This window comes from Paraglaciecola sp. QJM3NY_14 (genome assembly GCF_056173245.1).
This window is the reverse complement of record NZ_CM149664.1, coordinates 2,308,295-2,331,155: the sequence shown is the minus strand read 5'-3', so window position 1 is coordinate 2,331,155 and position 22,861 is coordinate 2,308,295. Positions and strand designations below refer to the sequence as shown.

Genomic DNA, 22,861 nt, shown 5'->3' with positions numbered 1-22,861 from the left:
CAAAAATGCTGACTGCAAGTGTCATGCAATACTGTCACCGCTTCAAACTGAACAACATTTAAAACCATTTTACGAATTGAGAGTGACTAAGTAACTCGCCTAAACCGCCCTTTAAGCTATACACCCGCCCATATCCCTTCGCTTGAAGACGTAAGGCCGCTTTGTAGCTACGTTTGCCTGACTGGCAATAGAGTAAAATAGGCTGAGTTTTATGTGAGAGTTTTGTGCCAACCCGATCAGCAAAGTCATCACTCAAGGGCAGGCATTGGCCACCGATATTAAAGCCTCGATGCTCGTCTATGCTTCGCACATCAATTAAACCGATGTCTATCACCTCACTTTTACGGGCACTGTTAAGGCAACTTTCAGGAGCGCCCTCTAGGCGCCCGAGCTGTTTAACAAATTGCTCGGGGCTCAGTTCAATTTGCGACCGAATTTGCGACCGAATTTGCGACCGAATTTGCGACTGAGTGTCATCAGTGATGTGTAGCCCAGGTTCTTGCTCAAGCTCTTTAGATTCAATCGGGTCAGCAGTTTTAAGAGGTTGGCGACGTTGTACCTGTGACGGACTCGCGCAAGTACACAGCTTATTCTGCTGCAATGCAATACTGCGAACCTGATTACTGGTACCTGAAAAGAAATGTAACTTGCCCTGGCTTTCATCCTGTAAATCTAAAAGATAGCCCAAGCAGGTATTGGCTTGCAGCAGCCCCACTGCACCGACAACGCTACCCAATACACCCGCTGAATTGCAATCCGCGACGTCAGCCGGGATATCGGGAAAGATACACCTGAAGCAAGCGCAGCTAGGTGTGAACAAGGCTACTTGCCCTTCTAGCCCAAGTACACTGGCATAAATCCAAGGTTTATCATGCGCTCGGCAGGTATCGTTGATCTGTAAGCGTGTCGCAAAGTTGTCGGTACAATCAAGCACAATATCTGCTTGCGCTACCAAGATATCAATATTCGACTCGCTAAGCTGCTCATCCAGCGCTGTCACAGTGATAAAAGGGTTATTCTCACGAATACGGATTGCAGCAACATGCGCTTTAGGTTTACCCACGTCTGTGTAGGCAAACAAAACTTGGCGATGCAAATTCGTTTGAGAAATGCTGTCACCGTCAATGATGGTGATATTCCCGACCCCTGCAGCACCTAAGTACATCGCCACGGGGCACCCTAGTCCGCCAGCACCAACAACCAGCACTTTGGCATTTTTAAGGCGAAATTGCCCATCAACCCCCACCGCATCTAATTGTATATGGCGTTGGTATTGCCGCCACTCACCCGCGCTAAACAAGCTCATAATGCCAGCGCTCTCAATAACGATTTTGTCACTTTAATAGGGTTCTCGGCTTGAGTAATATAGCTAATCATAGCAATACCCGATACACCAAGCCCGTGGATCGCGTTTGCTCGCTCAAAATCAATCCCCCCAATGGCAACCACAGGGTAATCTAATAATTTTTGCCAGTACGCTAACCCTGCTAACCCTTGCGGGACCCACGGCATGTCTTTGCTTTGTGTGGCGAAAACCGGTCCATATGCAATATAAGAAGGTTTCAGCGCATGGGCGCGTGCAACTTCATAATGACAATGGGTACTAATCCCTAAACGCATTCCCGCTTCTAACAATTGCTTAATTGGGTTCGACTCATTTTGAACGGAAGCGACTAAATCCTCTTGGCCTAAGTGCACGCCGTAGGCCCCGTGCTTGATAGCCAGTTGCCAATAATCATTGATAAACAAACGACACCGGAAGCGCTTTGCTATTTCAACCGCGCGTTTGATTTCCTCTTCAAGTGGCTGCCCAGTTAAATCTTTTATTCTAAGTTGAATGGTAATCACCCCAAGTGGCAACAAGGTATCGAGCCAGTGTGCGCGATTAACAACGGGATATAAGCCCAGTGATTCGTCGCCAATACTGGGAAATGGGTTCCCTTGTTTCTGTAATACGAGAGAGCTAAGTTCGCTCCTCCCCATCAAAGACTCAATATACAGACCGGGTAAACTGCGCTGAGTGGCAGGAAAACAAAGGATTTCGACGCCACCTTTGTTATGGGTGTCTTGATAATTCAGCTGGCTCTGTTGCTGTCGGAGACTTTGCTCACTTGTTAACTCAGACGCGTCGAAAGAAGCGATTTCCTTAATCTGCCTATTATGGGTGTCTTGATAATTCAGCCGGCTCTGTTGCCGTCGAAGACTCTGCTCACTCGTTAACTCAGGCGTGTCGAAAGAAGCGAGTTCCTTAATCTGCTTATCATGGGTGTCTTGATAATTCAGCTGGCTCTGTTGCTGTCGAAGACTCTGCTCACTTGTTAACTCAGGCGTGTCGAAAGAAGCGAGTTCCTTAATCTGCTTATCATGGGTGTCTTGATAACGTTGTTTATCATGGGTGTCTTGATAACGCACGTCTTGATAACGCACGCTTTTGGCGAGTAGGCCTTTTGCATCCTGTAGGCCCTGGGTAATGGCCATTTTCCCTATGACAATAGCGTCTTTTAAGCAGTAACCTAGGGCGATCGCGCTGGCTATTGCTGAGGCGAGCGCACAGCCGGTGCCCCGTGTATGAGGTGTGTCTACCGGTTCATTTTGCAGCCAAAACTGCTCTTCTGGGCTGTAAAAAAAATCTAGACCCTTATGATCAGCATACTGCCAGTGCCCGCCTTTGATTAGCACCGCCTTAGCCCCAATTTCAACCAAAGCTCTAGCAGCCCTTCTTAAATCCTTGGCAGTTTCGATATCAAACCCAACAAGCGATTGTGTCTCAGGAATATTAGGGGTGAGCAAACTACAGTGAGCAAGTAGCAGCCTATTTATATGTCTATGGCTGTCGGTGTTTTGCTTACCGTGTAATTCAGCGCCACTTGTTGCGGCGCCAACGGGGTCACAAATTAACGGGATTTTTAACCTTTGACGAACCGCAATGATTTGTTGCGCTTGTGCTTCGCTGGCAACGAATCCTGTTTTAATTGCCTTAGGACGAAAGACCGATACGGCCTCAATTTGTGCGCGAAACATAGCGCTATCGACAGCGTTAACCGCAAAAACCTGCTGGTTATTTTGTGCTGTCACGGCTGTTAACACGCTGGTGCAATGTACAGCTAACGCATGCTGGACTTTTACATCCATTTGCATGCCGGCTAGACCTGCGCTGTCGCTGCCAGAAAAGGTCAAAACCGACGGCTTTATACCGTTATTTAACGACTGGGGATCGCTGACTATTGCATCATGGTTTATCATGCTCAGCCACCTCGCTCATTTTTGTCTTGGTGCCAAAATGGGGTACCTAGCACGGGCGTACTGGGTTTCGCTAAGTCCCGTTGTTGAATAACACCTGCCTCAAAACCACTTCGCCCTGCGACAATACCGTCTCGAAAAGCTTGGGCCATTAATATAGGATTTTGCGCCTCAGCCACAGCCGTGTTGAGTAATACTCCGTCAAAACCTAACTCCATTGCTTGCACAGCATGAGAAGGTGCGCCAAGTCCTGCGTCAATAATCAAGGTGGTATCCGGTAAACGCGCTCTGAGGATTTTGAGTGCATACGGGTTCATCAATCCCCGTCCCGTGCCAATTGGCGCTCCCCACGGCATCACTATATTGCAGCCAGCATCGACCAATCGTTCGGCTAAAACCAAATCATCAGTGGCATAGGGAAAAACTTCAAAGCCCTGCGCGATAAGCTCTTTGGTAGCTTCAAGCAATGCGAATGGGTCGGGTTGTAAGTTATATTCATCACCCAACACTTCAAGTTTTATCCAGTGGGTGTTAAACACCTCTCGCGCCATATTGGCAGTGTGAACAGCGTCTTTTGCGCTATAGCAACCAGCCGTATTGGGCAGTATATGGCAATTCAAGCTTTTTATATGTTGCCAAAAGCTCTCGCCGCCTTTCTGACTAGGAGACTGGCGGCGCAATGAAACGGTGATCACTTGAGCGCCCGACGCTTGAATAGCGCGCTGCATAATGTGTGGGGATGGGTATAAAGAAGAGCCAACTAAAAAGCGACTGCTGAGTACTTCACCCGCAAGTTTCCAACTCATGCTAGCCGCCCTGCATAGGTGTGAACGCATCAAGAGCATCCTGCTCTTGCAGTATCACAGTCTCATGCTCATTTTTAGGCACAAACTGTCCATTAACCGCGACCGCACACATAGCAGGTGCATTGAGTTCTCGAAGGACGTCAGGCAATGACTGTTGCGTTACCTTGAACGGCTCGCCGTTAAAATAAATAGTTAACATGCTACTTCCTGAATTAAGTTCTCAAATGTTGATTTGAAATCGCTATTGAACAACCTGTCGCACGCTTGCTCAGCGAGTATGGGCGCTAACAAGTAACCGTGACGAAATAGACCATTGATGCCTATAACCCGCTGGTTAAAATGTATTTTAGGTAGGTTATCTGGGTATGCTGGGCGACAATTCGTCGCAGTTTGTACAATCTTTGCTTCACCAAAACCCACGTCAATGGAATACGCTGCAGACAGCAGTTCAAGCGTCGAGCGCACTGTGATTGGGCCAGTATCTTCGCTTTCGATTTGACTCGCACCAATCACAAAATGATGGTTGTGCCGCGGTGCAATATACAACTTGTATCTCGGATGCATCAGTCGCACTGCGTGCTTAAGCTCTACCTCTGGCGCATATAAGGTAATGACTTCACCTCGCACCCCGCGTAACTCAGGTATTTGCTGCCCGAACGTTTTCTGTTCAGTGGCGTTGTAGTTGAACTTAGTCCGCCTTTGGGTATCAGCAAGTGGGACTTGCTTTGCGCCAAGTCCGCGGCAGTCAATCACATAATCAAATACCTGTTTCCCCTCAGGCAAGACTACCGCTGCGCTATTGCCATTATTGCTTCGCTGTTCGTTATCAACCCTGAGCACCTGCGAGTTTGACTGCCACGTCACAGCCGATTGCTCAAGGTAGGATGCAAGACCTGTCATCACCTCAGCGGTATCAACCCATGCTTCGTTCGGGAGATAAAGTCCGCCCTCAAAGTGTTTTGCTAATTGCGGAGCATAATGATGAAGCGCTGCTTGGGTTAATAACTGCATGTGTGAAAACTCTTCATCTTGCGCGAAATCCGGCAACTTACCCATTAACTGGCGGGAAAACTGCTGAAAATCGGCTTTATCTTCGCGGTGCGCCACCACTAACGTGCCCTGAGCGAACAACGTGAGTGGTTTAGCCAAGTGCAAATTTAGGCTGTTAATAACATCCGGCCAGCGCGTTAAAGACGCCATCCCCATAGAAAACACAGCCAGCTCTGCACTTTCAAGCTCGCTATACGGTGCTAACATACCTGCTGCTGTATACGCTGCAGCACTGCCACTTTCGATGGGATCTTTATCAAATATAGTGAGCGAAATATCCGCTTGGCGTTGTAATAATTGCCACGCCATCATTCGCCCCATAATGCCTGCACCCACAATGGCAATGCGCATTTTGTGTTCACTTTGCACAGCCACAGCGTTACTCCGTCTGAGCGACGTATATCTGTGCACCTGCGGCGGTAAACTCAGCGGATTTTTGCGCCATACCGGCTTCAATGTCAGTGTTTTTCAAATCCGCTGAATATTCGCGCACCTCTTGAGAGATTTTCATAGAGCAGAATTTAGGCCCACACATGGAGCAAAAATGGGCGACCTTCGCTGCGTCTTTAGGCAAGGTTTCGTCATGAAATGCGCGGGCAGTATCAGGGTCTAGGCCTAAATTAAACTGATCGACCCAACGAAACTCAAAACGCGCCTTAGACAGTAAATCGTCGCGGTAGCGAGCGCCTGGGTGACCTTTAGCAATATCCGCTGCGTGAGCGGCAATTTTATAGGCCATGATCCCTTGCTTAACATCATCTTTGTTCGGCAAGCCTAAATGCTCTTTGGGGGTTACGTAGCACAGCATTGCACAACCATACCAACCAATGATCGCAGCCCCTATTCCACTCGTAATATGATCGTAACCAGGGGCGATGTCGGTAGTCAGCGGGCCAAGCGTATAAAATGGTGCTTCATGACAATGTTCAAGTTGCATATCCATATTTTCTTTAATCATATGCATAGGCACATGACCTGGGCCTTCGATCATAGTTTGTACATCGTGTTTCCAGGCAATTTTAGTCAGCTCACCAAGCGTAATCAGCTCGGCAAATTGCGCTTCATCGTTAGCATCCGCTAATGAGCCTGGACGCAAGCCATCACCGAGGGAAAAGCTCACGTCATATGCTTTCATGATGTGACAAATGTCTTCAAAATGGGTGTATAAAAAGTTTTCTTGATGGTGAGCAATGCACCATTTTGCCATGATAGAACCACCACGGGAGACGATGCCTGTAACGCGGTCCACCGTCATAGGAATATGATGCAACCGCACCCCAGCATGAATGGTGAAATAATCTACGCCCTGCTCGGCTTGCTCAATCAAGGTATCGCGAAACACTTCCCAGGTCAGGTCTTCAGCGACACCCTTGACCTTTTCTAACGCTTGGTAAATAGGCACGGTGCCCACGGGAACGGGAGAGTTTCTAACGATATAGTCACGAGTAGAGTGAATATTCTTGCCCGTTGACAAGTCCATAATGGTGTCACCGCCCCAACGAATTGACCACACCAACTTTTCGACTTCTTCTTCAATCGAAGAACGCAGTGCTGAGTTGCCAATGTTGCCATTGATTTTAACCAGAAAGTTGCGCCCGATTATCATGGGTTCGAGTTCTGTATGGTTAATATTGGCTGGGATAATCGCTCTGCCTTCAGCCACTTCTTTGCGCACAAACTCTGGTGTAATGGGCTGCAAATTGGCTCCCAAAGAATTGCCTTTTAGTCGCTTATTGCGCTCATCCGTAGTGAACTCATTGCTTATGGCTTCCCGAGCTTGGTTTTCGCGAACGGCAATGTACTCCATTTCTTTGGTGATAATACCTTTGCGGGCATAATGCATTTGGCTGACATTTTTACCAGGTAAGGCACGTCTTGGCGTGCGCTGCAAAGCATCATTGTAATATTGAAACGCGCGTTCTTGATCGAAGTGTCCGTTGTCTTGGGGTTGTACCTCACGACCTTGATATTGTTCAGTGTCGTTTCGAGACAATACCCACTCACCTCGCACATCAGCAATGCCTTTGTTGACGTCTATGTCTACGGTTTCATCGGTATAGGGACCTGAGGTATCGTACAAAGTGACGGCGGTTCCGTCGGTTAAACTGATTTCGCGCATTGGCACACGAACGCTAGGATCGTTAGGCGATGCAACATACACTTTTTTACTGACTGGAAGGGGGGTGCGTGTAATTTTTTGACTTTCAGAGGAGGCACTAGCCGGTGCGTTAGCAACCGCTTCACTGGAAGAAAGGACAGTGTTCATTTTGTTTTCCTTAAAAAAATACAGGCGCGCGGAAAACGAAAACAAACATCCCTTGTGAGGATGTGCTGCTCATTCCTACGCCGATACTAGTCGGATCAGGTTCTACGGGTTTGTATTACTACATCTCAGCCAAAAAAGGCGCCCCGAGAGCGAGTGCGGATAATAGGACAACAAATTTAGAATTACTAGCCCCACGCCAAAGGTATTTATTTTACCCAAAAACACATATATTGCTGACTCGAATAAAAGCACGATTGACACATTTAAGCTAAAACCGCCTTAATTATAAAAACCTGTAAATTCACCAAAAATACTGAAAATTGTTAATATAATTCCATAAAAATCATATTAACCACTTAACTTTGTGAAATTTAGAAGTGCTAAAAATTTAACGTTAACCGCTTTTAGCGACACGTTAACGAGGGCGATAGGAAACAATTCGGACGAGCATTACCAAGGATAGAGGTTCAAAAATATTTTATCCTAGAACAAAAAAAGTGAAGTCTTTTTCAATGACCTCATGCAAATTCGGAGTGAAGCTAGATAACAAGGATGTAAAAAACCACATCAAGGATCACCAGCCACTAGCATTAACCCGTATTGATACACAGCAAACGCTGTTATCATTAGCCCATTATTTTTTATAAGGGCGTTACCATGAAATTATTGATCCGCAATTTAGACCGAGCCACCACGCAAGACGAGCTTCGCACCCTCTTTGAAGGTTATGGTGTTGTTCAGTCATGCACTATTGTGATTGATCCCGCAACGCAAAGCTCAAAAGGCTTTGGCTTTGTTGAAATGCCAAAAGCAGGCGATGCAAAAGCCGCTACTATTAATCTGAACGGCCATACGTTAGGTGCAAATAAAATACGCGTGAAGAAAGCGGAAGAAAAGGCAACAGATAAACCAGAAGACACTGAGTAACGAATATTTACAGCAATTGCGAAAATATTATTAAAACCCGCTTTTAAGCGGGTTTTTCTTTGAGCGTTTATCTATCTTCTTACAATATTTATTTATCTTCTTACAGGTTAGAGGCGCAACAGACTGAAAATAGTAAAGCTCAGTTAGCGTCTTACTACCCGCTCTACTATCAAGGCTCCCTCAAGTTGATCAAACCAGGACGATAGCTGATACAGCTGAACTTGCCTTGCGACAATAATTACGACAACCGATTGAGGCTTCGGCGATAGACCAGTTGGTTGCATTGCTTAACGACTTTCTATGATGCACTTTGGTTAAGTGCTCTATTTAGCTGAAGAAGCTCCCCAAACCCAGATAAGCAAAATGATTACGCCCAAACCCGCCGTCAATACTTATAATTATTCCACTGTATCTACTCGACTCACTATCGCTATCACTTTAAAAGTGAAACCAACTATTCAAATTCAAGTACGGATGCGCATCAAGGATTAACTATCTTACCCAAATAATTAGCATTCCTTGAGTACTGCGCAATTATCACTGTCAAATTGAAGAGCAGTTAATAATAAAAAACCCATGGTAGTCCACTTATATCGAGACTGGCTTATGGGTGCTTTATTTTAAATTGACAGTGTCAATATAAAATATATTATGGGCTTCAAACACCCAAATAGTAAACCCAAGTGTATGCAAAAAATGTATGTGCCAGAAGCGCTAAAGAGCCTCAATGCCTAAAGTGTTAACGGATGAAGAGATACAGTGTTTTCGCAATCGAATGTGCGATCTCGCCTTGGTTTCATTTGCTAAAAGTGGCGTAGAGGGTATTTCATTGCGCGGATTAGCCGCTGATTTACGTTGCAGTCGCACTACGCCCTATCGTTATTTTAAAAACAAGGCTGATATCCTTGCAGCGCTGCGCCAGCGTGAGTTCGCACGGATTGCCGACACCCTCGAACATGCTTTAGCCCAAGAGCCAACCCAAGATAAGCAGCTGAGCGCACTTTGTCATGCCTATTTTGATTTTGCATTGCAATTTCCAGATTCCTATCGCGTCATGTATAGCGTAGCTCAGCCTGACTTAAGCAAATATGCAGCTCTTGAACGTGAGATTTTACGTAGTAGCGCGCCGATGCGCCAAGTGGTGAAGTCAGCGGTAAGCGCTGGGATCTTAAAAGGTGACCCAACAGATATATGTTATGTAGTTTGGGCCGGAGTCCACGGCTTGATATCGTTGCACTTATCGCACATGTTGGGTGAACAACGAGATATAGCGCAGCTTGCAACAGTCATGATTGAGTCCCTAGTGCGTTCAGTTAGCGTTGCACCCGCTTTATCAGTTTCAATTTAGGGATTCGAATGAAAATTTCAAATTAGAGTTTCGAATTAGAGTTTCAAATTAGACAAAACTAACGAAAATAAACATTATCAAGGACAACACTATGAGTAACAAAGTAGACGCATTATTCGCCCCCTTTACCCACAAAGGCTTATCGCTAGATAACCGCGTAGTAATGGCCCCAATGACCCGTGAGTTTTCTCCTGGTGGAGTACCTACTTCAGACGTCGCCGATTATTATCGCCGCCGCGCACAAGGTGGAACAGGCTTAATTATCACCGAAGGCACGACCATAAACGATCCTGTGGCAACCATGAGTGATCGTATTCCTCAGTTTCATGGGGATGCTGCTCTTGCAGGATGGAAAAAAACCGTTGATGCAGTACACGGTGCCGGGGGTAAAATCATGCCTCAATTGTGGCACGTAGGCATGGCGCGCGTAGCGCAAAAAGCGCCGTTTCCTGAATTACCTAGCGTCGGCCCTTCTGGACTGTTCAAGCCAGGTAAACAAGGTGCTGAGCCAATGACCCAAGCACAAATTGAAACGGTTATTAACGGCTTTGCGACTGCAGCTGCGGATGCTCAGCGAATTGGTTTTGATGGCATTGAAATTCACGGTGCTCACGGATATTTGATTGATCAATTCTTCTGGGAAGGCACTAACCAACGTACCGACGAATGGGGTGGTAGCATGGCTAATCGCTCTCGTTTAGCGGTAGAAATTGTCAAAGCAATACGCGCAGCTACCTCACCTGACTTCCCCATCGTATTACGTTACTCACAATGGAAACAACAAGATTACAGCGCAAGGCTGGCTGAAACGCCGCAGTTACTTGAAGAGTTCTTAGCGCCCTTAAGTGATGCAGGTGTGGATATATTCCACTGCTCTCAGCGCCGTTACTGGGAAAATGAATTTGAAGGCAGCGATTTGAACCTTGCTGGCTGGACTAAAAAGCTCACCGGTAAACCCACTATATCCGTTGGCTCTGTGGGCTTGAATGAAGACTTTTTCAGTGCCTTTGCAGGTCAAGGTTCGAATACACGTTCTATCGATGATTTGATCGAGCGTATGGACAAGGGCGAGTTTGATTTAATTGCCGTGGGTCGTGCGTTACTGCAAGACGCAAACTGGACCAATAAAATTCGCAACGGAAAACTTGAAGAACTAGAACAGTATTCAGGTGAAGCGCTAACGACCTTAGTGTAAGTTAGCGACTTTGTCGTAACATTATCAGCGCTTTACATTTTCCAATGTGTAAAGCGCTTTAAATACAGTGTTCAAATTACCCTTTTATGACCCAATCAAACAATGATCAAGCCAGTGATGTAAACCATCCACGTGCAGCGAATGCGTTAGCCAAACGCACCTTATTGTTAGCTGCAGGCGCCATGGGATTTGCCCAAACCGTGCTGTTTGCCATACTCGCTCCCCTTGGGCGTGAAATCGGTTTAGTGGAAGTGCAAATCGGAGCCATTATTTCTTGTTCTTCGTTAACCATATTTTTGGTCAGTCCTTTGTGGGGACGTGCCAGTGACATGTGGGGCAGAAGAAAAGTCCTGCTGATTGGTTTGTTTGGCTATTCAGCAGGTACCATTTTATTCGCGGGTGTATTTCAAGCCGCCCTGCTGGGTTACCTGATCCCCCTTATTGCCCTCGCGCTTTTGATCACAACACGAGTAGCCAATGCGGTGGTGATGGCAGCAGTTTCTCCCTCTGCTAACGCTTACATGGCAGACATAACGACAGTACAAGATCGTATCAAAGGCATGGGAGCTATAGGCGCCGCAACCAATATTGGATCAATATTAGGCCCCGCCATAGGTGGTTTGTTGGCAAGTATCAGCTTGATTACTCCTTTGTATTTCTCAGTATTATTAACGCTGGCAGCCGCCATATTGGCCGTTTACGCCCTACCCATTTTGCCTAGACCAGAGCATGTTAGAAAGCCACAGAAATTAAAATACACTGACCCGCGTATATTTCCCCTCGTGATAGCTGGGGTTATGTTGTTCATGGGCTTTGCCATAGTGCAACAAACTATCGCCTTTCGTTTTCAAGATGTACTTGGACTTGATGGCACACAAACCGCAAAAATCGTGGGGATAAGCCTCATGTTATCAGCCGCTGCGGCGCTGGTTGTCCAATTACTGGTTATCCCTCGATTATCTGTACGCCCTTTCGTGCTGCTGCGCATATCCATGCCTATGATGATGATTGCATTTGCGATTATGGCGACAACGGACACCCAAAGCATGTATATGTTAGCCATGTGTATTCTTGGCTTAGGCATGGGCCTAGCTGGGCCTGGGTTTATGGCGGGAGCATCAGTTGCGGTATCATCTGACGAGCAAGGAGCCGTTGCTGGCGTAGCAGGTGCCTGTCCACCTTTAGGATTTACTGTAGGGCCGTTATTAGGCACGTACTTGTACTCGATTGATGGTGCTTTACCTTACTGGTTCGCGTTTGGTTGCTACTTTTTGTTATTTTTCTTCACTATGAAATTTAAAGACCGAAAGTAGGTAGCCACCGTTAGAAATGGACCGGCGATGCCAGCGCTAGAACACGTTTCCTGACCACTTCGTCAATCAAATTGTCGCGCATGTCCTTGGGCTTTACATAGCTGTCCATTATGCCGTTAATTTCCTTCAAAAGAGGCATCAAACGTTCCTTGTCTTTGGCTTTTACATCGTATTGATTGAGTGCCCGTAACAAGCTGATTGACGCATTATTTAAGCTATTATTCTGCCTAGGCGTGGGGTTGTCATGTGCGGTTGCCAAGCCCAACAGCTGACTGACTTGCTGAACCACATCATTGTTATATTCAAAGGCCGACACACTGTTTTGTCCGAAAATCGTTTTGCACTCATTTACAAAACCTCGGTAATCAAGATGTTGCGAAAACCACTTAACGTCTAACATTTCAGCGAATGATAAATTTTTACCATAACAAGGGTTACTGGCCACCTGAGGATTACGAATACATTGCTTGTAATAACTTTCGATAAATGCGACAGGCTCGCGAAACCATACCCACACTTGCACATCAAATAGCGTGGCAAGCTCCCCCAATAACGTTTTTGAAGCATCTGGGAAATCCCACCAGTAGTTATAGATCCCCTCTGATGACAGAATAATGGTATGGGTATCATCTTTTATTTGTGAGATGACATTGCTCATGTTGGCCACAAAATTTTCCACGTGCGTGGTCACTAGATTTTTCTCAAACCATTGATGAGCAGGTGCACCGGGATTATTTGATGCCGCTAAGTTATGCGGGTACAAAATTCCATTACCTCTTAATTTACGCTGTTTCTTACTTAGGTAGGTTTGAATACTCGTAGTGCCTGTTTTTGGCGTGCCAGCATGAATGATGAGTTTGATTTTATTGACATCAGGCCCTTGTGCGTGATTTTTCGATGTCGCGGGACTGCGTAAGTCCAATTGGGCGACTAAGTCTCGGGTAAAACGCATTATGGGGTCGTCCATTCTATGGCTAAGCCTTATATTAATTCAACGGTGCACCAGCTAATGGCATCAGAGTCTTTTGCTGATTGCTTGAAAGTTAATGGATCTGCTGAATACCGCGATACTTCATAAATCTAGGAGCCCAAAATGTACCAAAGAGCGCACCAAATGAGAGGGTAAACATGATGATAACGGGCAAGAATGATAGAAACTCGTTCATCCATTGATTCACGCCCAGCCAATGAACACCTAATGCGCTAACAAAAGCAATGAGACTAAGCTTATTGGCAGTGAAAAAAAGTGGGATATCATGCCATGCGAGTTCGTCGCACCTTTTGAATCGTGCGAATCCCCAATAGACGTAAGAAACAAAGCATAGAATAGCCATTAGGCACACTAAGGCAATATCACTATCACTAGTTAAATCATCTAAAAGCACATAACCGATATCCAATACAAACATAGTGATAGCTAACCAGAATATCACCAATGGCCCTAAAATCAGTCCCACTTCTCCCCCTTAAGTTTGCTCAACATACTTGATATGTTTGAGATTAGTTCTATTTGATTTGACCTAATCAAAACACGCTTCATTTAATCAAAATTTTGTAATGGCGGCGTTATCCCGTATTTTTCGAAATAACGGTTTATTTTACCGCTTTTTCGGTATTCCAACATGGTCCTTGCTACATCATCATAAATGGCATTGGCTTTGGCGTTTTTAGCAATGCTTATGCAATAAACATTCTCGAAGCTATCCACTAAGGCCGCCTTTTTAAAACGACCTTTAAATAGGCCTTCCCATTGAGTCTCGGAGGTGACCATTACATCTATTCTGCCACGTTCCAACATGGCTAATAATTGCTCACTCTGACCAACCAAGGTCATAGCAAGTGGGTCAAGGTTAGAAAAGTGGGGCGAATAGTATGCCCCTCTAACGGCTCCTACATTAAGCTTGGCTAAATCGGCATAAGAGGAGATGTCAGCAGATAAGGTAGGCGACATATAAAACGCTAGATTTCTAATATTATATCCATAGGGAATAGCACGTAGAAAAGGCTCTCTGGAGGGATTCATAGAATGCCGAATCAATATATCGACGGTGCCTTTTTTAGCCTCTCGGTATGAGCGCCCCCACGGTGCTTCTAACCACGTTATTTCATGACCGAGCTCGCGAAATATGTCGTCTACTAGTTCAGGGATGACGCCGAGGCATTTACCATCATCAAAAAATAGTTCCGGGGGATGATTGCGACAGTGAGACGTATAGGACTCGGCCACCAAGTTTAGTGGTAAAAACATCAATAAAAAAACAACCACACTTGCTTACTCTTTTTCATATCGACTATTTAGCGGCATCTGATCCTTTCATCTAACGCTAGTATAATACCAACACCAGCAAATAATTAACCGCTTAGCAAAAATTTAAAAGGGCTTAATCAAGGTGCTTGAATGACAGACCACCATAAAAACCACATAACAGTCTTTTGCATTTGGGCTACGCAGAGTGAATTTATTTACGCCCACTCTGCATAGGTGTTCAAAAGAAGATAACCCCATTTTGTACTCAATAAAATCGATTTACCCTTGGGCAAATACGCTGTTGATTTTCGCTAACAGCACAGGGCGATAAGTGACGGTGGCGTCGGCAGCAAACGTTAACAACATGCCGCAAATCATCTGCTTGCGGTATTCTGCAAGGTCAATATAGCCATGCATCCAGTCGTAACGAGCGATACGTTGGTTGGCGAATAAACGATCGGCGAGTAAATCAGTATCCACCTCACCATTTAAAAAGCCGTGCTCTTTGGCGTCCACGCATACATGATAAGCCAGTTTTAAGGATTTCTTGAAAATACCTGCCGCATGCCCATGTTCAAATAATGACTCTTGCTCACCGACCACAAAGGCAGCTTTATAAAAGGCTTCATCATCTCGATAGAGTGACATTAAGTTATCGGTAAACGATTCAACTGTAGAAATCGGATCTTTAAACGTATCTGAAGACAGCACAAGTTCGGTGCGCTCTACCATATCCACCACAAGGTGTTTTAGTACTTCAGCCTTGTTACCAATCAAATTATGAATGGTCGGCACGGTCACGTTGGCTGAGCTGGCCAACTCAGCCAACGTAAAAGAAGAAAACCCACCACTGGCGATAATACTGCGTGCGGTATCCAGAATTGTCTGCTTGCGTTTCAGTTTGTTGGCTGTGCGTGTTGCCACCCCACCCTGTGCCCTAGCTGGCTTCATATAATTTTCTCGTATTTTTTCAAAACGTAAACTTTAACATGCATTAAATTTTATGTTGAATAAAATTTACAAAAGATTAAGAATGATTGTGTTAACGAAATATTTACAAAAGAGGAACACGGTATGATGAAAGATATCAGCGCGTCTATCGACGCCTGCGCGACTCACTATGGCGACAATGCTGACGCAATGCGACAATACCTACTAGACGGACAAGCCAAAGCGGTTGCTCTGTCGAATCGCGGACCTTTGCTATTTAATCAACAGGGCCAGTTAGACAAGAAGATTTTAGAGGCGTACGACACATATGGGTTTTATATCTTCGAAAATGTGTTAAGTGCGCGTGAACTTGCAGATATAGAGCAAGATTTGGCTCAGTTGAAGCAACGATTTGCCACTGAAAATGGTGCAACGGTGAATGCAAAAGGTGAGCCCGCACTAGGCGTAGATTGCAAAGCCCCTAATCTCCTTTGGGCTAAACCACTGGGGGATCCTTTAGGGGGAACTCCCATCGCAAACGGCCGTCATCAAGTGAAATTGTTCGAGCCGACCGCAGCCAGTGACGCCCCAAAAGAATCACCTTTTGTATTGCTAGGATCATTGCAGTTCTCCCCTGCTTGCTTGCGCGTGTATGCTCATCCTGAATTATTAAAAGTAGCGGAAGCGATTAACGGGCGAGACTTTGCGCCGTTTCATGAATGTTTATTTATCAAGTAGCCGGGCTTAGGGGCAGCGGTCTCTTGGCATCAAGATGGGGATACCCATTGGGACAACCCTGAGTTTGATTCACAAATTCATGGTTTTAATTTCATGGCACAAGCTTACGGCAGCACAGCGGTCAATGGTGTGTGGGTGGTCCCTGGCTCACACAAAGAAGGTAGAAAAGACATAAAGCAGTTGGTCAAAGAGGCCGGCAGCGAACGCATTCCAGATGCACTACCGATTATTTGTAACCCAGGCGACGTGGTTATCTGTAATCGTCAACTGGTTCACGGTTCATTTGCTAATACTGGGTTCGAACCACGTATTACTATCAACTTTGGCTTTCATAAGCGCTCGTCTGTGCTGGATGTAAAAGGCGCGGGTATTCACAGTGAAGCCGTGGTGTATGACGAAAAACTAATTGAGCAGCGCTCCCATGCTCTGGGCTACGCCATTGAGGCGCGAAAAGCACGATACCCAGATGAAACCGCTTACCAGTATCAGCCACTTGCCCACAGCAAAGTAGATTTCAGTTGGCAAACCAATACCTTAGATAAGCTCAAAGATTACAACCTACTTGATTTAAGTATCTAATTCGCCTGATGTAACAGTGACATTGCTATAATTCAGAAGACAAGCATAAACAACGTTATGCTTGTCGCTTTTCATCGTCGCTCATTTCTCATAAGCCCTTCTTTTCAACATTCTTCATACACGCTAATTGATGCGTTCGTATCTTAGCGATTCATTCTGCACGTATTAGCCAAAGGTATTGAACCTAATACCAAAGTATCAACTTGTAGATTTTTTAATCAGATTAGATCGGGTTAAATCACTCCATCGAAACGAGATACCAAATACATAAACACCGAGGAACTGACCATGTTGAAAATTGTTAAAGCTTCTATCGCTATTGCTACTACTTCTATTATCTTCGCTGCGCCTGCTCAAGCTGACGTTGCAGAAGCATTGCAAAATATCTGCACTATCGTTAAAGCAGATGATAAAGGCGAACTGCGTAAAAAAATGAAACGCGTTCAGTCTGACTACCGTCTTAAATTACAAGATTACTATTCAGGCATCAGCTGCGGCGGTAACAGCTTAATACGCACAGCTATGCTAAATGATGCCGTAGAGACTGGCACACTGATGGTAAAAAAGATGCCAAAGAGCGATTTAAGTTCACCAGAGCAAGACGGTAAAACAGTGGTGGCTTGGGCCACAGAAAACGGTTTAACAGGGTCGCCTATTGTTGCGGTATTGAACGACCGTATCTAATCACTACACTTATAAAAGTTTCAACATGGTAAGTCAGGTAGCGCTACCTGACTCCCTTAAAACCGGCCTCTTTTGAGGCCGTTTTTTTATATCTCTGAAAAGTCCTCACATCAATACCAATAAACTATTCCTTCTCAACCGATAATTTACGCAAGTTGGTGATAATTAACTCTAATCAATTGATAACTTGCCCATTAGTGATAATGTTAAACACAATTTCGAGTAGACTACCCGCGTCTATTTAGGAACGTGTATTCGCCTATCGGTCGGAACACCAACATTTTTTTACTTTCATTTACCCTAGCCTGTAGTGGAAGTGTTGTGCGAGATACAAAATGACGGGTCAGTTAGTACAGAACTATAAGTATCGCAGAGATATCATGGTCGTGTTGCTTATAGTGACCTTTCTCGGTGGGGTTATTTTCTCGATAATCAATTTTTATCGAGGTTTATGGTCTCTGCGTCTATTGAATTATCCTATGGGGTATTTTCACTTTGGCTTTGGTTTAGGATCCAGAACACCAAGCACTTTCAGCGCTGGGTTACCATTTATGTGGTGCCGTTTTTTATCATTATGATTTATGGGCTGTCACTGCCCCAATCATCTGAATCTATTTTCGTATGGATATTAACCATACCCGTTATTTCATACCTTTTGATGGGCCGAGTCAGAGGGTTTTGGTTTTCAACGACTTTCATTATTTGTGGTATTTTTGCCTATCACTGGCGATTTATTCGCGAAGACCACTTGTTGTCACTCAATGTCGCTATATCCACCAACGTGATATTGAGTTCTCTTTTAATGATGGCATTCGCCCATCTCTATGAACGGACAAGAGAAGAGAATGAAGGGCGTCTATTATCGCTTGCCGGCACAGATCCACTCACCGGGCTTGCGAATCGCATGAAGCTCAATGAAGGGTTTCAACAACTTAGCGCCCTAGCCACTCGCCACAATACGCCTCTAACCGTTGTGTTGTTTGATTTGGATTTATTTAAAACCATTAATGATGTCCACGGACATTTAGTAGGTGATGATGCGCTTCGCCATGTGGCGTCATTTTTACGCAAAAATACTCGTAAAACTGACCTATTAGCCAGGTTCGGTGGCGAAGAGTTCGCCCTAATAATGGTAGCGCCCCCCATAGAAAAAGGTTTTACACAAGTTGATGAATTGCGTAAAAAGCTAATGAGTACGCCTTTCTCAACCACTAAATGTGACATCAAAATTACCCTAAGTGCTGGATTGTCTACTTACGGTGCTGACGGGGAGGATTTAAACCAACTGCTAAATAAAGCAGATAGACGTTTATATTATGCCAAAGAAAATGGCCGTAATCAGGTGATCGCTCATGATGATGGAGCCAAGCAATAATATGGCACGCGCGAGCTATTTTTTACGATAGCTAACGCGTTAAAAATACCGCGCCAAACTTTCCCCCTTAAGGTAAGTTCGTGTCGGATATCATCAAGCTTTCTAGGCTGTAAGAAAGCGCTTAATCGCAGAGTTTACCTCGTCAGGTTTCTCATGATGTAGCCAGTGAGTTGCATCGCTAAAACGCACAATTTCACAATCCGGTACGTAGGCCTCAATTCCTTGTAAAACGTCTGTGACAAACGCTTCATCTTGCTCCCCCCACAAAATCAATGTCGGCATCTCAATTCGAATATTGGGGATCTTGAACCCGTTGGGCTCGCTTTCAGACGTCTGTTTTACGTCATTAATAACTATCTCTGCAGCTTCTACCGGAGGTAATTGAGGCATGGCGCGATAATACTGCAGCATTCCGTTAACGGCGCCAGGTTGCTTCCACGCACGTATGTACTCAGCTTTTTGACGCTCACTAAACTGAGTCTCATGCATTCCCTCAAACAACATACTTCTTAACATCGAAAAACCGTCACTCTTCACAAACTCGACACCATTGTCAGCGACAAGCTGATGAATATAAGCGCTTTTTTGTCTCTGTTGTGAGTTGCTCGCCATTTCTCGGGTAAACGTGCTTGGGTGCGCCGCATTTAAAATAATCAACTTATTGAAAAGTTGCGGGTGAAACGCGGCCAATGGCCATGCTACAGCCCCGCCCCAATCATGGGCGACCAAGTGCACTGGATTATCTTGGCTTACTTTTTCCACAAATTTGGCGTACAAAGCAATAAGGTTCGGCACCGTATAGGCAGCTAATTGACTTGGTTTATCGCTTAAGTTGTAGCCCATCAAGTCAGGCACAATGACGTGATATTGCTCACGAAAATACTCGATTTGTGCCTGCCACGTGCCCCAGTATTCAGGGAACCCATGCAGGAAAACAATGGTTTCGGGATTGGGGTTATCGCTGTGACACGCCGCTTCGACGTAATGCAATGACACGCCGTTTATATCCGCGTAATGATGACTAATAGGCATCGTCTGTCCCTTTAATAAAAAAGGCGAACGCTTTCACATGAAAAGGTTCGCCTTTGCTTATTCTAATGAATAAGTGAAGTGTTATGCACCTAGATCGAATTGATCAACTGGCATGCTCATTAAGCTGTCAGATCCGGTTTCGATTGCTGATACAAGCGAGCGCGTACGGGTTAACAAACGGTCGAAGTAAAACTTAGCCGTATGTAACTTCGCTTGGTAAAAATCAGCGTTATCTGCACCTGCATCAAGTTTTTCTTGGGCTAATACGGCCATTTTCAGCCAGAAATAACCTACCGTCACGTAACCAGAGTACATTAAGTAATCAACCGAAGCAGCGCCTAATTCGTCAGGGTTTTTAGCTGCACGTTTAGTAATATCGACCGTGATTTGCTTCCACTCATCTAAATGCACTTCAATCGCGTTTGACCATGCGTTGAATTGGCCTTTGTCACGGATGCTGACACAGAAATCACGTACTTCTTGAGTGAACACTTCAAGCAATTTACCGTTTGAGCCAACCACTTTACGCGCCAGCAAATCGATCGCTTGAATACCCGTAGTGCCTTCATACATAGTACAAATACGCGTATCACGGGCCAACTGCTCCATGCCCCACTCTTTGATGAAACCGTGTCCACCGAAAACTTGCATACCGTAACTAGTTGATTCTTGTGCCGTTTCAGTTAAGAAGGCTTTCACAATCGGCGTTAAGAAAGCGAGTTTAGCTTCGCTTACTTGTTTAGCGGCTTCATCTTTACTGTATAGGGTAATATCAACCAACTTCATGGCATAAATCGCCAGTGCACGGTTGCCTTCAGCAAAGGCTTTTTGGGTTAATAACATACGGCGTACATCAGGGTGCACTATGATTGGATCTGCAGGCCCATCTGGGTTCTGCACACCTTTCATTGAACGAAACTGCAAACGGTCTTTCGCGTAAGCTAAGGCACCTTGAAACGCCGTTTCGCTAGATGCCAAACCTTCAAGGCCGGTGCCGATACGTGCCGAGTTCATGAAGGTAAACATGCAGTTCAAACCGCGGTTTTCTGTGCCCACTAAATAACCTTTTGCGCCATCAAAGTTAATCACACAAGTGGCAGAACCTTTGATACCCATTTTGTGCTCAATTGAACCACACGTAACGGCGTTACGATCTACGTTTTCACCGTCTGGACTCACATTGAATTTAGGTACAACGAACAAAGAAATCCCTTTCGTGCCTTCAGGCGCATCAGGTAAGCGCGCGATAACAATATGCACAATATTTTCAGACATATCATGCTCACCGGCTGAGATAAAAATCTTAGTGCCGGTTAAGTTGTAGCTACCATCATCGTTTTTGACGGCCTTCGTTTTAAGCATACCAAGGTCAGAGCCACAATGAGGTTCGGTCAAACACATAGTGCCCGTCCATGTACCTGCGACTAATTTGTGCAAAAACATCTTCTGTTGCTCTGGCGTACCGTGTGCTTCAAGTGTCGCCATACAACCTTGGCTTAAACCTGGGTACATGGCCCATGAATGGTTTGCACCAGAGAGCCACTCGCCTAACGCAGATGAAAGTGAATACGGTAATTCTTGACCACCAAATTCAGCAGGATGTGTCATTGACGGCCAACCGCCCTCAACATATTGCTGGTAAGCTTCTTTAAAACCTGTAGGTGTGGTCACCACTGAGTTTTCCCAGGTACAGCCTTCGTCATCACCTACCGCATTGAGCGGAGCCAATACGTTTTCGCTGAACTTGGCGGCTTCAGAGAAAATCGCTTCAACCATATCGGGTGATGCATCTTCAAAGCCAAGATCTGCATAGTGCTTTTCAAAGCCAAGTAGTTCGTTCATCACGAACAACGCATCTTTCTGCGGCGCTTTATAACCTTCCATTTTTGTAACCTCTTTTGCATTTTGGCGCCCCTAAGGACGCCTAAAATTTAATAAACTTCGAACAAACCTGCCGCACCCATGCCGCCGCCGACACACATGGTACATACCACGTATTTCGCACCACGGCGCTTACCTTCGATAAGTGCGTGACCGACCATACGTGCACCACTCATACCGTAAGGGTGACCGATTGAAATGGCGCCACCGTTAACGTTAAGCAATTCGTCTGGAATACCCAACTTGTCACGGCAGTACATTACCTGAACAGCGAACGCTTCGTTAAGCTCCCATAAACCAATATCGTTCATCGTTAGGCCATGTTGCTTAAGCAACTTTGGAATAGCGAATACTGGACCAATGCCCATTTCATCTGGTTCACAACCGGCTACCGCGATACCGCGATAAGCACCTAGTGGCGTTAAGTTTTGTTGCTCGGCTAACTTAGAATCCATTAGTACACTGGCTGATGCACCGTCAGACAACTGACTGGCATTACCCGCCGTGATCACGCCGCCTTCGATAACCGGCTTAAGGCTTTTGAGACCTTCAAGCGTGGTATCTGCGCGATTACCTTCATCTTTACTTAACGTTACTTCTTGAAAACTTTCTTCTTTTGTTTCGCGATCAACAATCACTTTAGTGGCTGTCACTGGCACGATTTCATCGTCAAATTTACCAGCGGCTTGACCTGCTGCGGTGCGCATTTGGCTTTGTAGTGCATACTCATCCATCGCATCGCGGTCGATACCATAACGTGCAGCAACCACTTCAGCGGTCTGCAGCATAGGCATGTAAATGTTTTTATGCATTTTAGCCAACGCTGGATCAACCATGCGATGAGTATTCATGTATTTGTTTTGAACCAAACTAATTTGGTCAAGACCACCGGCTACCATCACAGGTACGTTGTCCGTGATGATGTGCTTAGCCGCAGTTGCGATAGCGTACATGCCCGAGCTACATTGACGGTCCAGGGTCATACCTGATACCGATGTAGGTAATCCACCAGCAAGACCGGCTAAACGACCGATGTTCATGCCGCCGCTACCTTGAGTTAATGCACTACCCATGATCACATCATCTACTGAGGCAGGGTCGATACCAGATTTTTTCACTGCTTCGCGAATAGCGTGACCGCCCATGCTTGGCGCTTCAAGATTATTAAACGCACCTTTATAAGCACGGCCAATTGGAGTTCTTGCGGTTGATACTATGACTGCTTCTTTCATCATTTTTCTCTCTATTT

Annotated in this window: 20 protein-coding genes, 1 pseudogene and 1 riboswitch; of the genes and pseudogenes, 8 read left to right on the top strand and 13 right to left on the bottom strand. The window is 45.4% G+C overall.

Features of this window, described 5'->3' with window-relative positions; all coding sequences use genetic code 11:
• Positions 1-58: 58 nt before the first annotated feature.
• The 6 genes from AC0VYA_RS09820 to thiC are packed head-to-tail and all read right to left on the bottom strand — an operon-like array spanning position 59 to position 7,362.
• The gene (locus AC0VYA_RS09820) at positions 59-1,306 is read right to left on the bottom strand and encodes a ThiF family adenylyltransferase (RefSeq protein ID WP_475490885.1); all 1,248 of its coding nucleotides are present in this window, start codon (positions 1,304-1,306) and stop codon (positions 59-61) included.
• Positions 1,303-3,243 carry a thiamine phosphate synthase gene (gene thiE / locus AC0VYA_RS09815; protein ID WP_475490884.1) on the bottom strand — a complete coding sequence of 647 codons (1,941 nt, stop codon included), beginning with the start codon at positions 3,241-3,243 and terminating at the stop codon, positions 1,303-1,305. The genes AC0VYA_RS09820 and thiE overlap by 4 nt, the downstream gene beginning before the upstream one ends.
• A gap of 2 nt (positions 3,244-3,245) precedes the next feature.
• On the bottom strand, positions 3,246-4,046 hold the full coding sequence (locus AC0VYA_RS09810) for a thiazole synthase (RefSeq protein ID WP_475490883.1): 801 nt from the start codon (positions 4,044-4,046) through the stop codon (positions 3,246-3,248).
• 1 nt (position 4,047) lies between these two features.
• Positions 4,048-4,245: a sulfur carrier protein ThiS gene (gene thiS, locus AC0VYA_RS09805; RefSeq protein ID WP_473480286.1), complete on the bottom strand. Its 198-nt coding sequence runs from the start codon at positions 4,243-4,245 to the stop codon at positions 4,048-4,050.
• Complete coding sequence (locus AC0VYA_RS09800; protein ID WP_475490882.1) at positions 4,239-5,471, bottom strand: FAD-dependent oxidoreductase; 1,233 nt, start codon at positions 5,469-5,471, stop codon at positions 4,239-4,241. Before AC0VYA_RS09800 ends, thiS begins: the two co-directional genes overlap by 7 nt.
• Before the next feature lie 4 nt (positions 5,472-5,475).
• Positions 5,476-7,362 carry a phosphomethylpyrimidine synthase ThiC gene (thiC, locus tag AC0VYA_RS09795; protein ID WP_475490881.1) on the bottom strand — a complete coding sequence of 629 codons (1,887 nt, stop codon included), beginning with the start codon at positions 7,360-7,362 and terminating at the stop codon, positions 5,476-5,478.
• A gap of 55 nt (positions 7,363-7,417) precedes the next feature.
• Positions 7,418-7,518: riboswitch (TPP riboswitch) on the bottom strand.
• Between the two features lie 501 nt (positions 7,519-8,019).
• On the opposite strand from thiC, the gene AC0VYA_RS09790 reads away from it, so the two are divergent.
• The 4 genes from AC0VYA_RS09790 to AC0VYA_RS09775 all read left to right on the top strand — a co-directional run bounded on the left by AC0VYA_RS09790 (position 8,020) and on the right by AC0VYA_RS09775 (position 12,145).
• Entirely contained in the window at positions 8,020-8,289 is a 270-nt protein-coding gene (locus AC0VYA_RS09790; protein ID WP_011574744.1) for an RNA recognition motif domain-containing protein, read from the top strand.
• A gap of 727 nt (positions 8,290-9,016) precedes the next feature.
• Positions 9,017-9,637 carry a TetR/AcrR family transcriptional regulator gene (locus tag AC0VYA_RS09785; RefSeq protein WP_475490880.1) on the top strand — a complete coding sequence of 207 codons (621 nt, stop codon included), beginning with the start codon at positions 9,017-9,019 and terminating at the stop codon, positions 9,635-9,637.
• 91 nt (positions 9,638-9,728) lie between these two features.
• Entirely contained in the window at positions 9,729-10,832 is a 1,104-nt protein-coding gene (locus AC0VYA_RS09780) for an NADH:flavin oxidoreductase (RefSeq protein ID WP_011574742.1), read from the top strand.
• Positions 10,833-10,918: 86 nt separating this feature from the next.
• On the top strand, positions 10,919-12,145 hold the full coding sequence (locus tag AC0VYA_RS09775; RefSeq protein WP_475490879.1) for an MFS transporter: 1,227 nt from the start codon (positions 10,919-10,921) through the stop codon (positions 12,143-12,145).
• Positions 12,146-12,155: 10 nt separating this feature from the next.
• Here AC0VYA_RS09775 and AC0VYA_RS09770 read toward each other — a convergent pair whose 3' ends face one another.
• The 4 genes from AC0VYA_RS09770 to AC0VYA_RS09755 all read right to left on the bottom strand — a co-directional run bounded on the left by AC0VYA_RS09770 (position 12,156) and on the right by AC0VYA_RS09755 (position 15,344).
• On the bottom strand, positions 12,156-13,112 hold the full coding sequence (locus AC0VYA_RS09770; RefSeq protein WP_475490878.1) for a sulfotransferase family protein: 957 nt from the start codon (positions 13,110-13,112) through the stop codon (positions 12,156-12,158).
• A gap of 76 nt (positions 13,113-13,188) precedes the next feature.
• A complete protein-coding gene (locus AC0VYA_RS09765) occupies positions 13,189-13,602 on the bottom strand; it encodes a hypothetical protein (protein ID WP_475490877.1) in 414 nt (137 codons plus the stop codon).
• 83 nt (positions 13,603-13,685) lie between these two features.
• Positions 13,686-14,393, bottom strand: coding sequence for a substrate-binding periplasmic protein (locus AC0VYA_RS09760; RefSeq protein ID WP_475490876.1), 708 nt, complete (start codon positions 14,391-14,393; stop codon positions 13,686-13,688).
• A 279-nt stretch (positions 14,394-14,672) separates the two neighbouring features.
• Complete coding sequence (locus AC0VYA_RS09755; protein ID WP_475490875.1) at positions 14,673-15,344, bottom strand: TetR/AcrR family transcriptional regulator; 672 nt, start codon at positions 15,342-15,344, stop codon at positions 14,673-14,675.
• Between the two features lie 123 nt (positions 15,345-15,467).
• On the opposite strand from AC0VYA_RS09755, the gene AC0VYA_RS09750 reads away from it, so the two are divergent.
• From AC0VYA_RS09750 to AC0VYA_RS09735, 4 genes and pseudogenes are all read left to right on the top strand, one after another.
• Positions 15,468-16,061, top strand: a complete 594-nt coding sequence (locus AC0VYA_RS09750; protein WP_475490874.1) for a hypothetical protein — start codon at positions 15,468-15,470, stop codon at positions 16,059-16,061.
• A gap of 60 nt (positions 16,062-16,121) precedes the next feature.
• Positions 16,122-16,640: pseudogene (locus AC0VYA_RS09745) on the top strand (phytanoyl-CoA dioxygenase family protein); the annotation flags it as partial.
• 288 nt (positions 16,641-16,928) lie between these two features.
• On the top strand, positions 16,929-17,324 hold the full coding sequence (locus tag AC0VYA_RS09740) for a DUF3718 domain-containing protein (protein ID WP_011574735.1): 396 nt from the start codon (positions 16,929-16,931) through the stop codon (positions 17,322-17,324).
• Positions 17,325-17,775: 451 nt separating this feature from the next.
• Positions 17,776-18,699 (top strand): GGDEF domain-containing protein, encoded by a 924-nt coding sequence (locus tag AC0VYA_RS09735; protein ID WP_475490873.1) that lies wholly within the window; start codon positions 17,776-17,778, stop codon positions 18,697-18,699.
• 102 nt (positions 18,700-18,801) lie between these two features.
• Here the strand turns inward: AC0VYA_RS09735 and AC0VYA_RS09730 are convergent, their stop codons facing one another.
• The 3 genes from AC0VYA_RS09730 to AC0VYA_RS09720 all read right to left on the bottom strand — a co-directional run bounded on the left by AC0VYA_RS09730 (position 18,802) and on the right by AC0VYA_RS09720 (position 22,844).
• Positions 18,802-19,731: an alpha/beta fold hydrolase gene (locus tag AC0VYA_RS09730; protein ID WP_475490872.1), complete on the bottom strand. Its 930-nt coding sequence runs from the start codon at positions 19,729-19,731 to the stop codon at positions 18,802-18,804.
• 81 nt (positions 19,732-19,812) lie between these two features.
• Complete coding sequence (locus AC0VYA_RS09725) at positions 19,813-21,615, bottom strand: acyl-CoA dehydrogenase C-terminal domain-containing protein (protein WP_475490871.1); 1,803 nt, start codon at positions 21,613-21,615, stop codon at positions 19,813-19,815.
• 47 nt (positions 21,616-21,662) lie between these two features.
• Positions 21,663-22,844 (bottom strand): acetyl-CoA C-acyltransferase, encoded by a 1,182-nt coding sequence (locus AC0VYA_RS09720; protein WP_475491054.1) that lies wholly within the window; start codon positions 22,842-22,844, stop codon positions 21,663-21,665.
• Between the last annotated feature and the right edge of the window lie 17 nt (positions 22,845-22,861).

Bases quoted from the DNA above. Each gene is read 5' to 3' on its own strand.
- AC0VYA_RS09820 (WP_475490885.1), bottom strand. From the start codon at position 1,306: ATGAGCTTGTTTAGCGCGGGTGAGTGGCGGCAATACCAACGCCATATA.
- thiE (WP_475490884.1), bottom strand. From the start codon at position 3,243: ATGATAAACCATGATGCAATAGTCAGCGATCCCCAGTCGTTAAATAAC.
- AC0VYA_RS09810 (WP_475490883.1), bottom strand. From the start codon at position 4,046: ATGAGTTGGAAACTTGCGGGTGAAGTACTCAGCAGTCGCTTTTTAGTT.
- thiS (WP_473480286.1), bottom strand. From the start codon at position 4,245: ATGTTAACTATTTATTTTAACGGCGAGCCGTTCAAGGTAACGCAACAG.
- thiC (WP_475490881.1), bottom strand. From the start codon at position 7,362: ATGAACACTGTCCTTTCTTCCAGTGAAGCGGTTGCTAACGCACCGGCT.
- AC0VYA_RS09790 (WP_011574744.1), top strand. From the start codon at position 8,020: ATGAAATTATTGATCCGCAATTTAGACCGAGCCACCACGCAAGACGAG.
- AC0VYA_RS09785 (WP_475490880.1), top strand. From the start codon at position 9,017: ATGCCTAAAGTGTTAACGGATGAAGAGATACAGTGTTTTCGCAATCGA.
- AC0VYA_RS09780 (WP_011574742.1), top strand. From the start codon at position 9,729: ATGAGTAACAAAGTAGACGCATTATTCGCCCCCTTTACCCACAAAGGC.
- AC0VYA_RS09775 (WP_475490879.1), top strand. From the start codon at position 10,919: ATGACCCAATCAAACAATGATCAAGCCAGTGATGTAAACCATCCACGT.
- AC0VYA_RS09770 (WP_475490878.1), bottom strand. From the start codon at position 13,112: ATGGACGACCCCATAATGCGTTTTACCCGAGACTTAGTCGCCCAATTG.
- AC0VYA_RS09760 (WP_475490876.1), bottom strand. From the start codon at position 14,393: ATGTTTTTACCACTAAACTTGGTGGCCGAGTCCTATACGTCTCACTGT.
- AC0VYA_RS09755 (WP_475490875.1), bottom strand. From the start codon at position 15,344: ATGAAGCCAGCTAGGGCACAGGGTGGGGTGGCAACACGCACAGCCAAC.
- AC0VYA_RS09750 (WP_475490874.1), top strand. From the start codon at position 15,468: ATGATGAAAGATATCAGCGCGTCTATCGACGCCTGCGCGACTCACTAT.
- AC0VYA_RS09740 (WP_011574735.1), top strand. From the start codon at position 16,929: ATGTTGAAAATTGTTAAAGCTTCTATCGCTATTGCTACTACTTCTATT.
- AC0VYA_RS09735 (WP_475490873.1), top strand. From the start codon at position 17,776: ATGGTCTCTGCGTCTATTGAATTATCCTATGGGGTATTTTCACTTTGG.
- AC0VYA_RS09730 (WP_475490872.1), bottom strand. From the start codon at position 19,731: ATGCCTATTAGTCATCATTACGCGGATATAAACGGCGTGTCATTGCAT.
- AC0VYA_RS09725 (WP_475490871.1), bottom strand. From the start codon at position 21,615: ATGGAAGGTTATAAAGCGCCGCAGAAAGATGCGTTGTTCGTGATGAAC.
- AC0VYA_RS09720 (WP_475491054.1), bottom strand. From the start codon at position 22,844: ATGAAAGAAGCAGTCATAGTATCAACCGCAAGAACTCCAATTGGCCGT.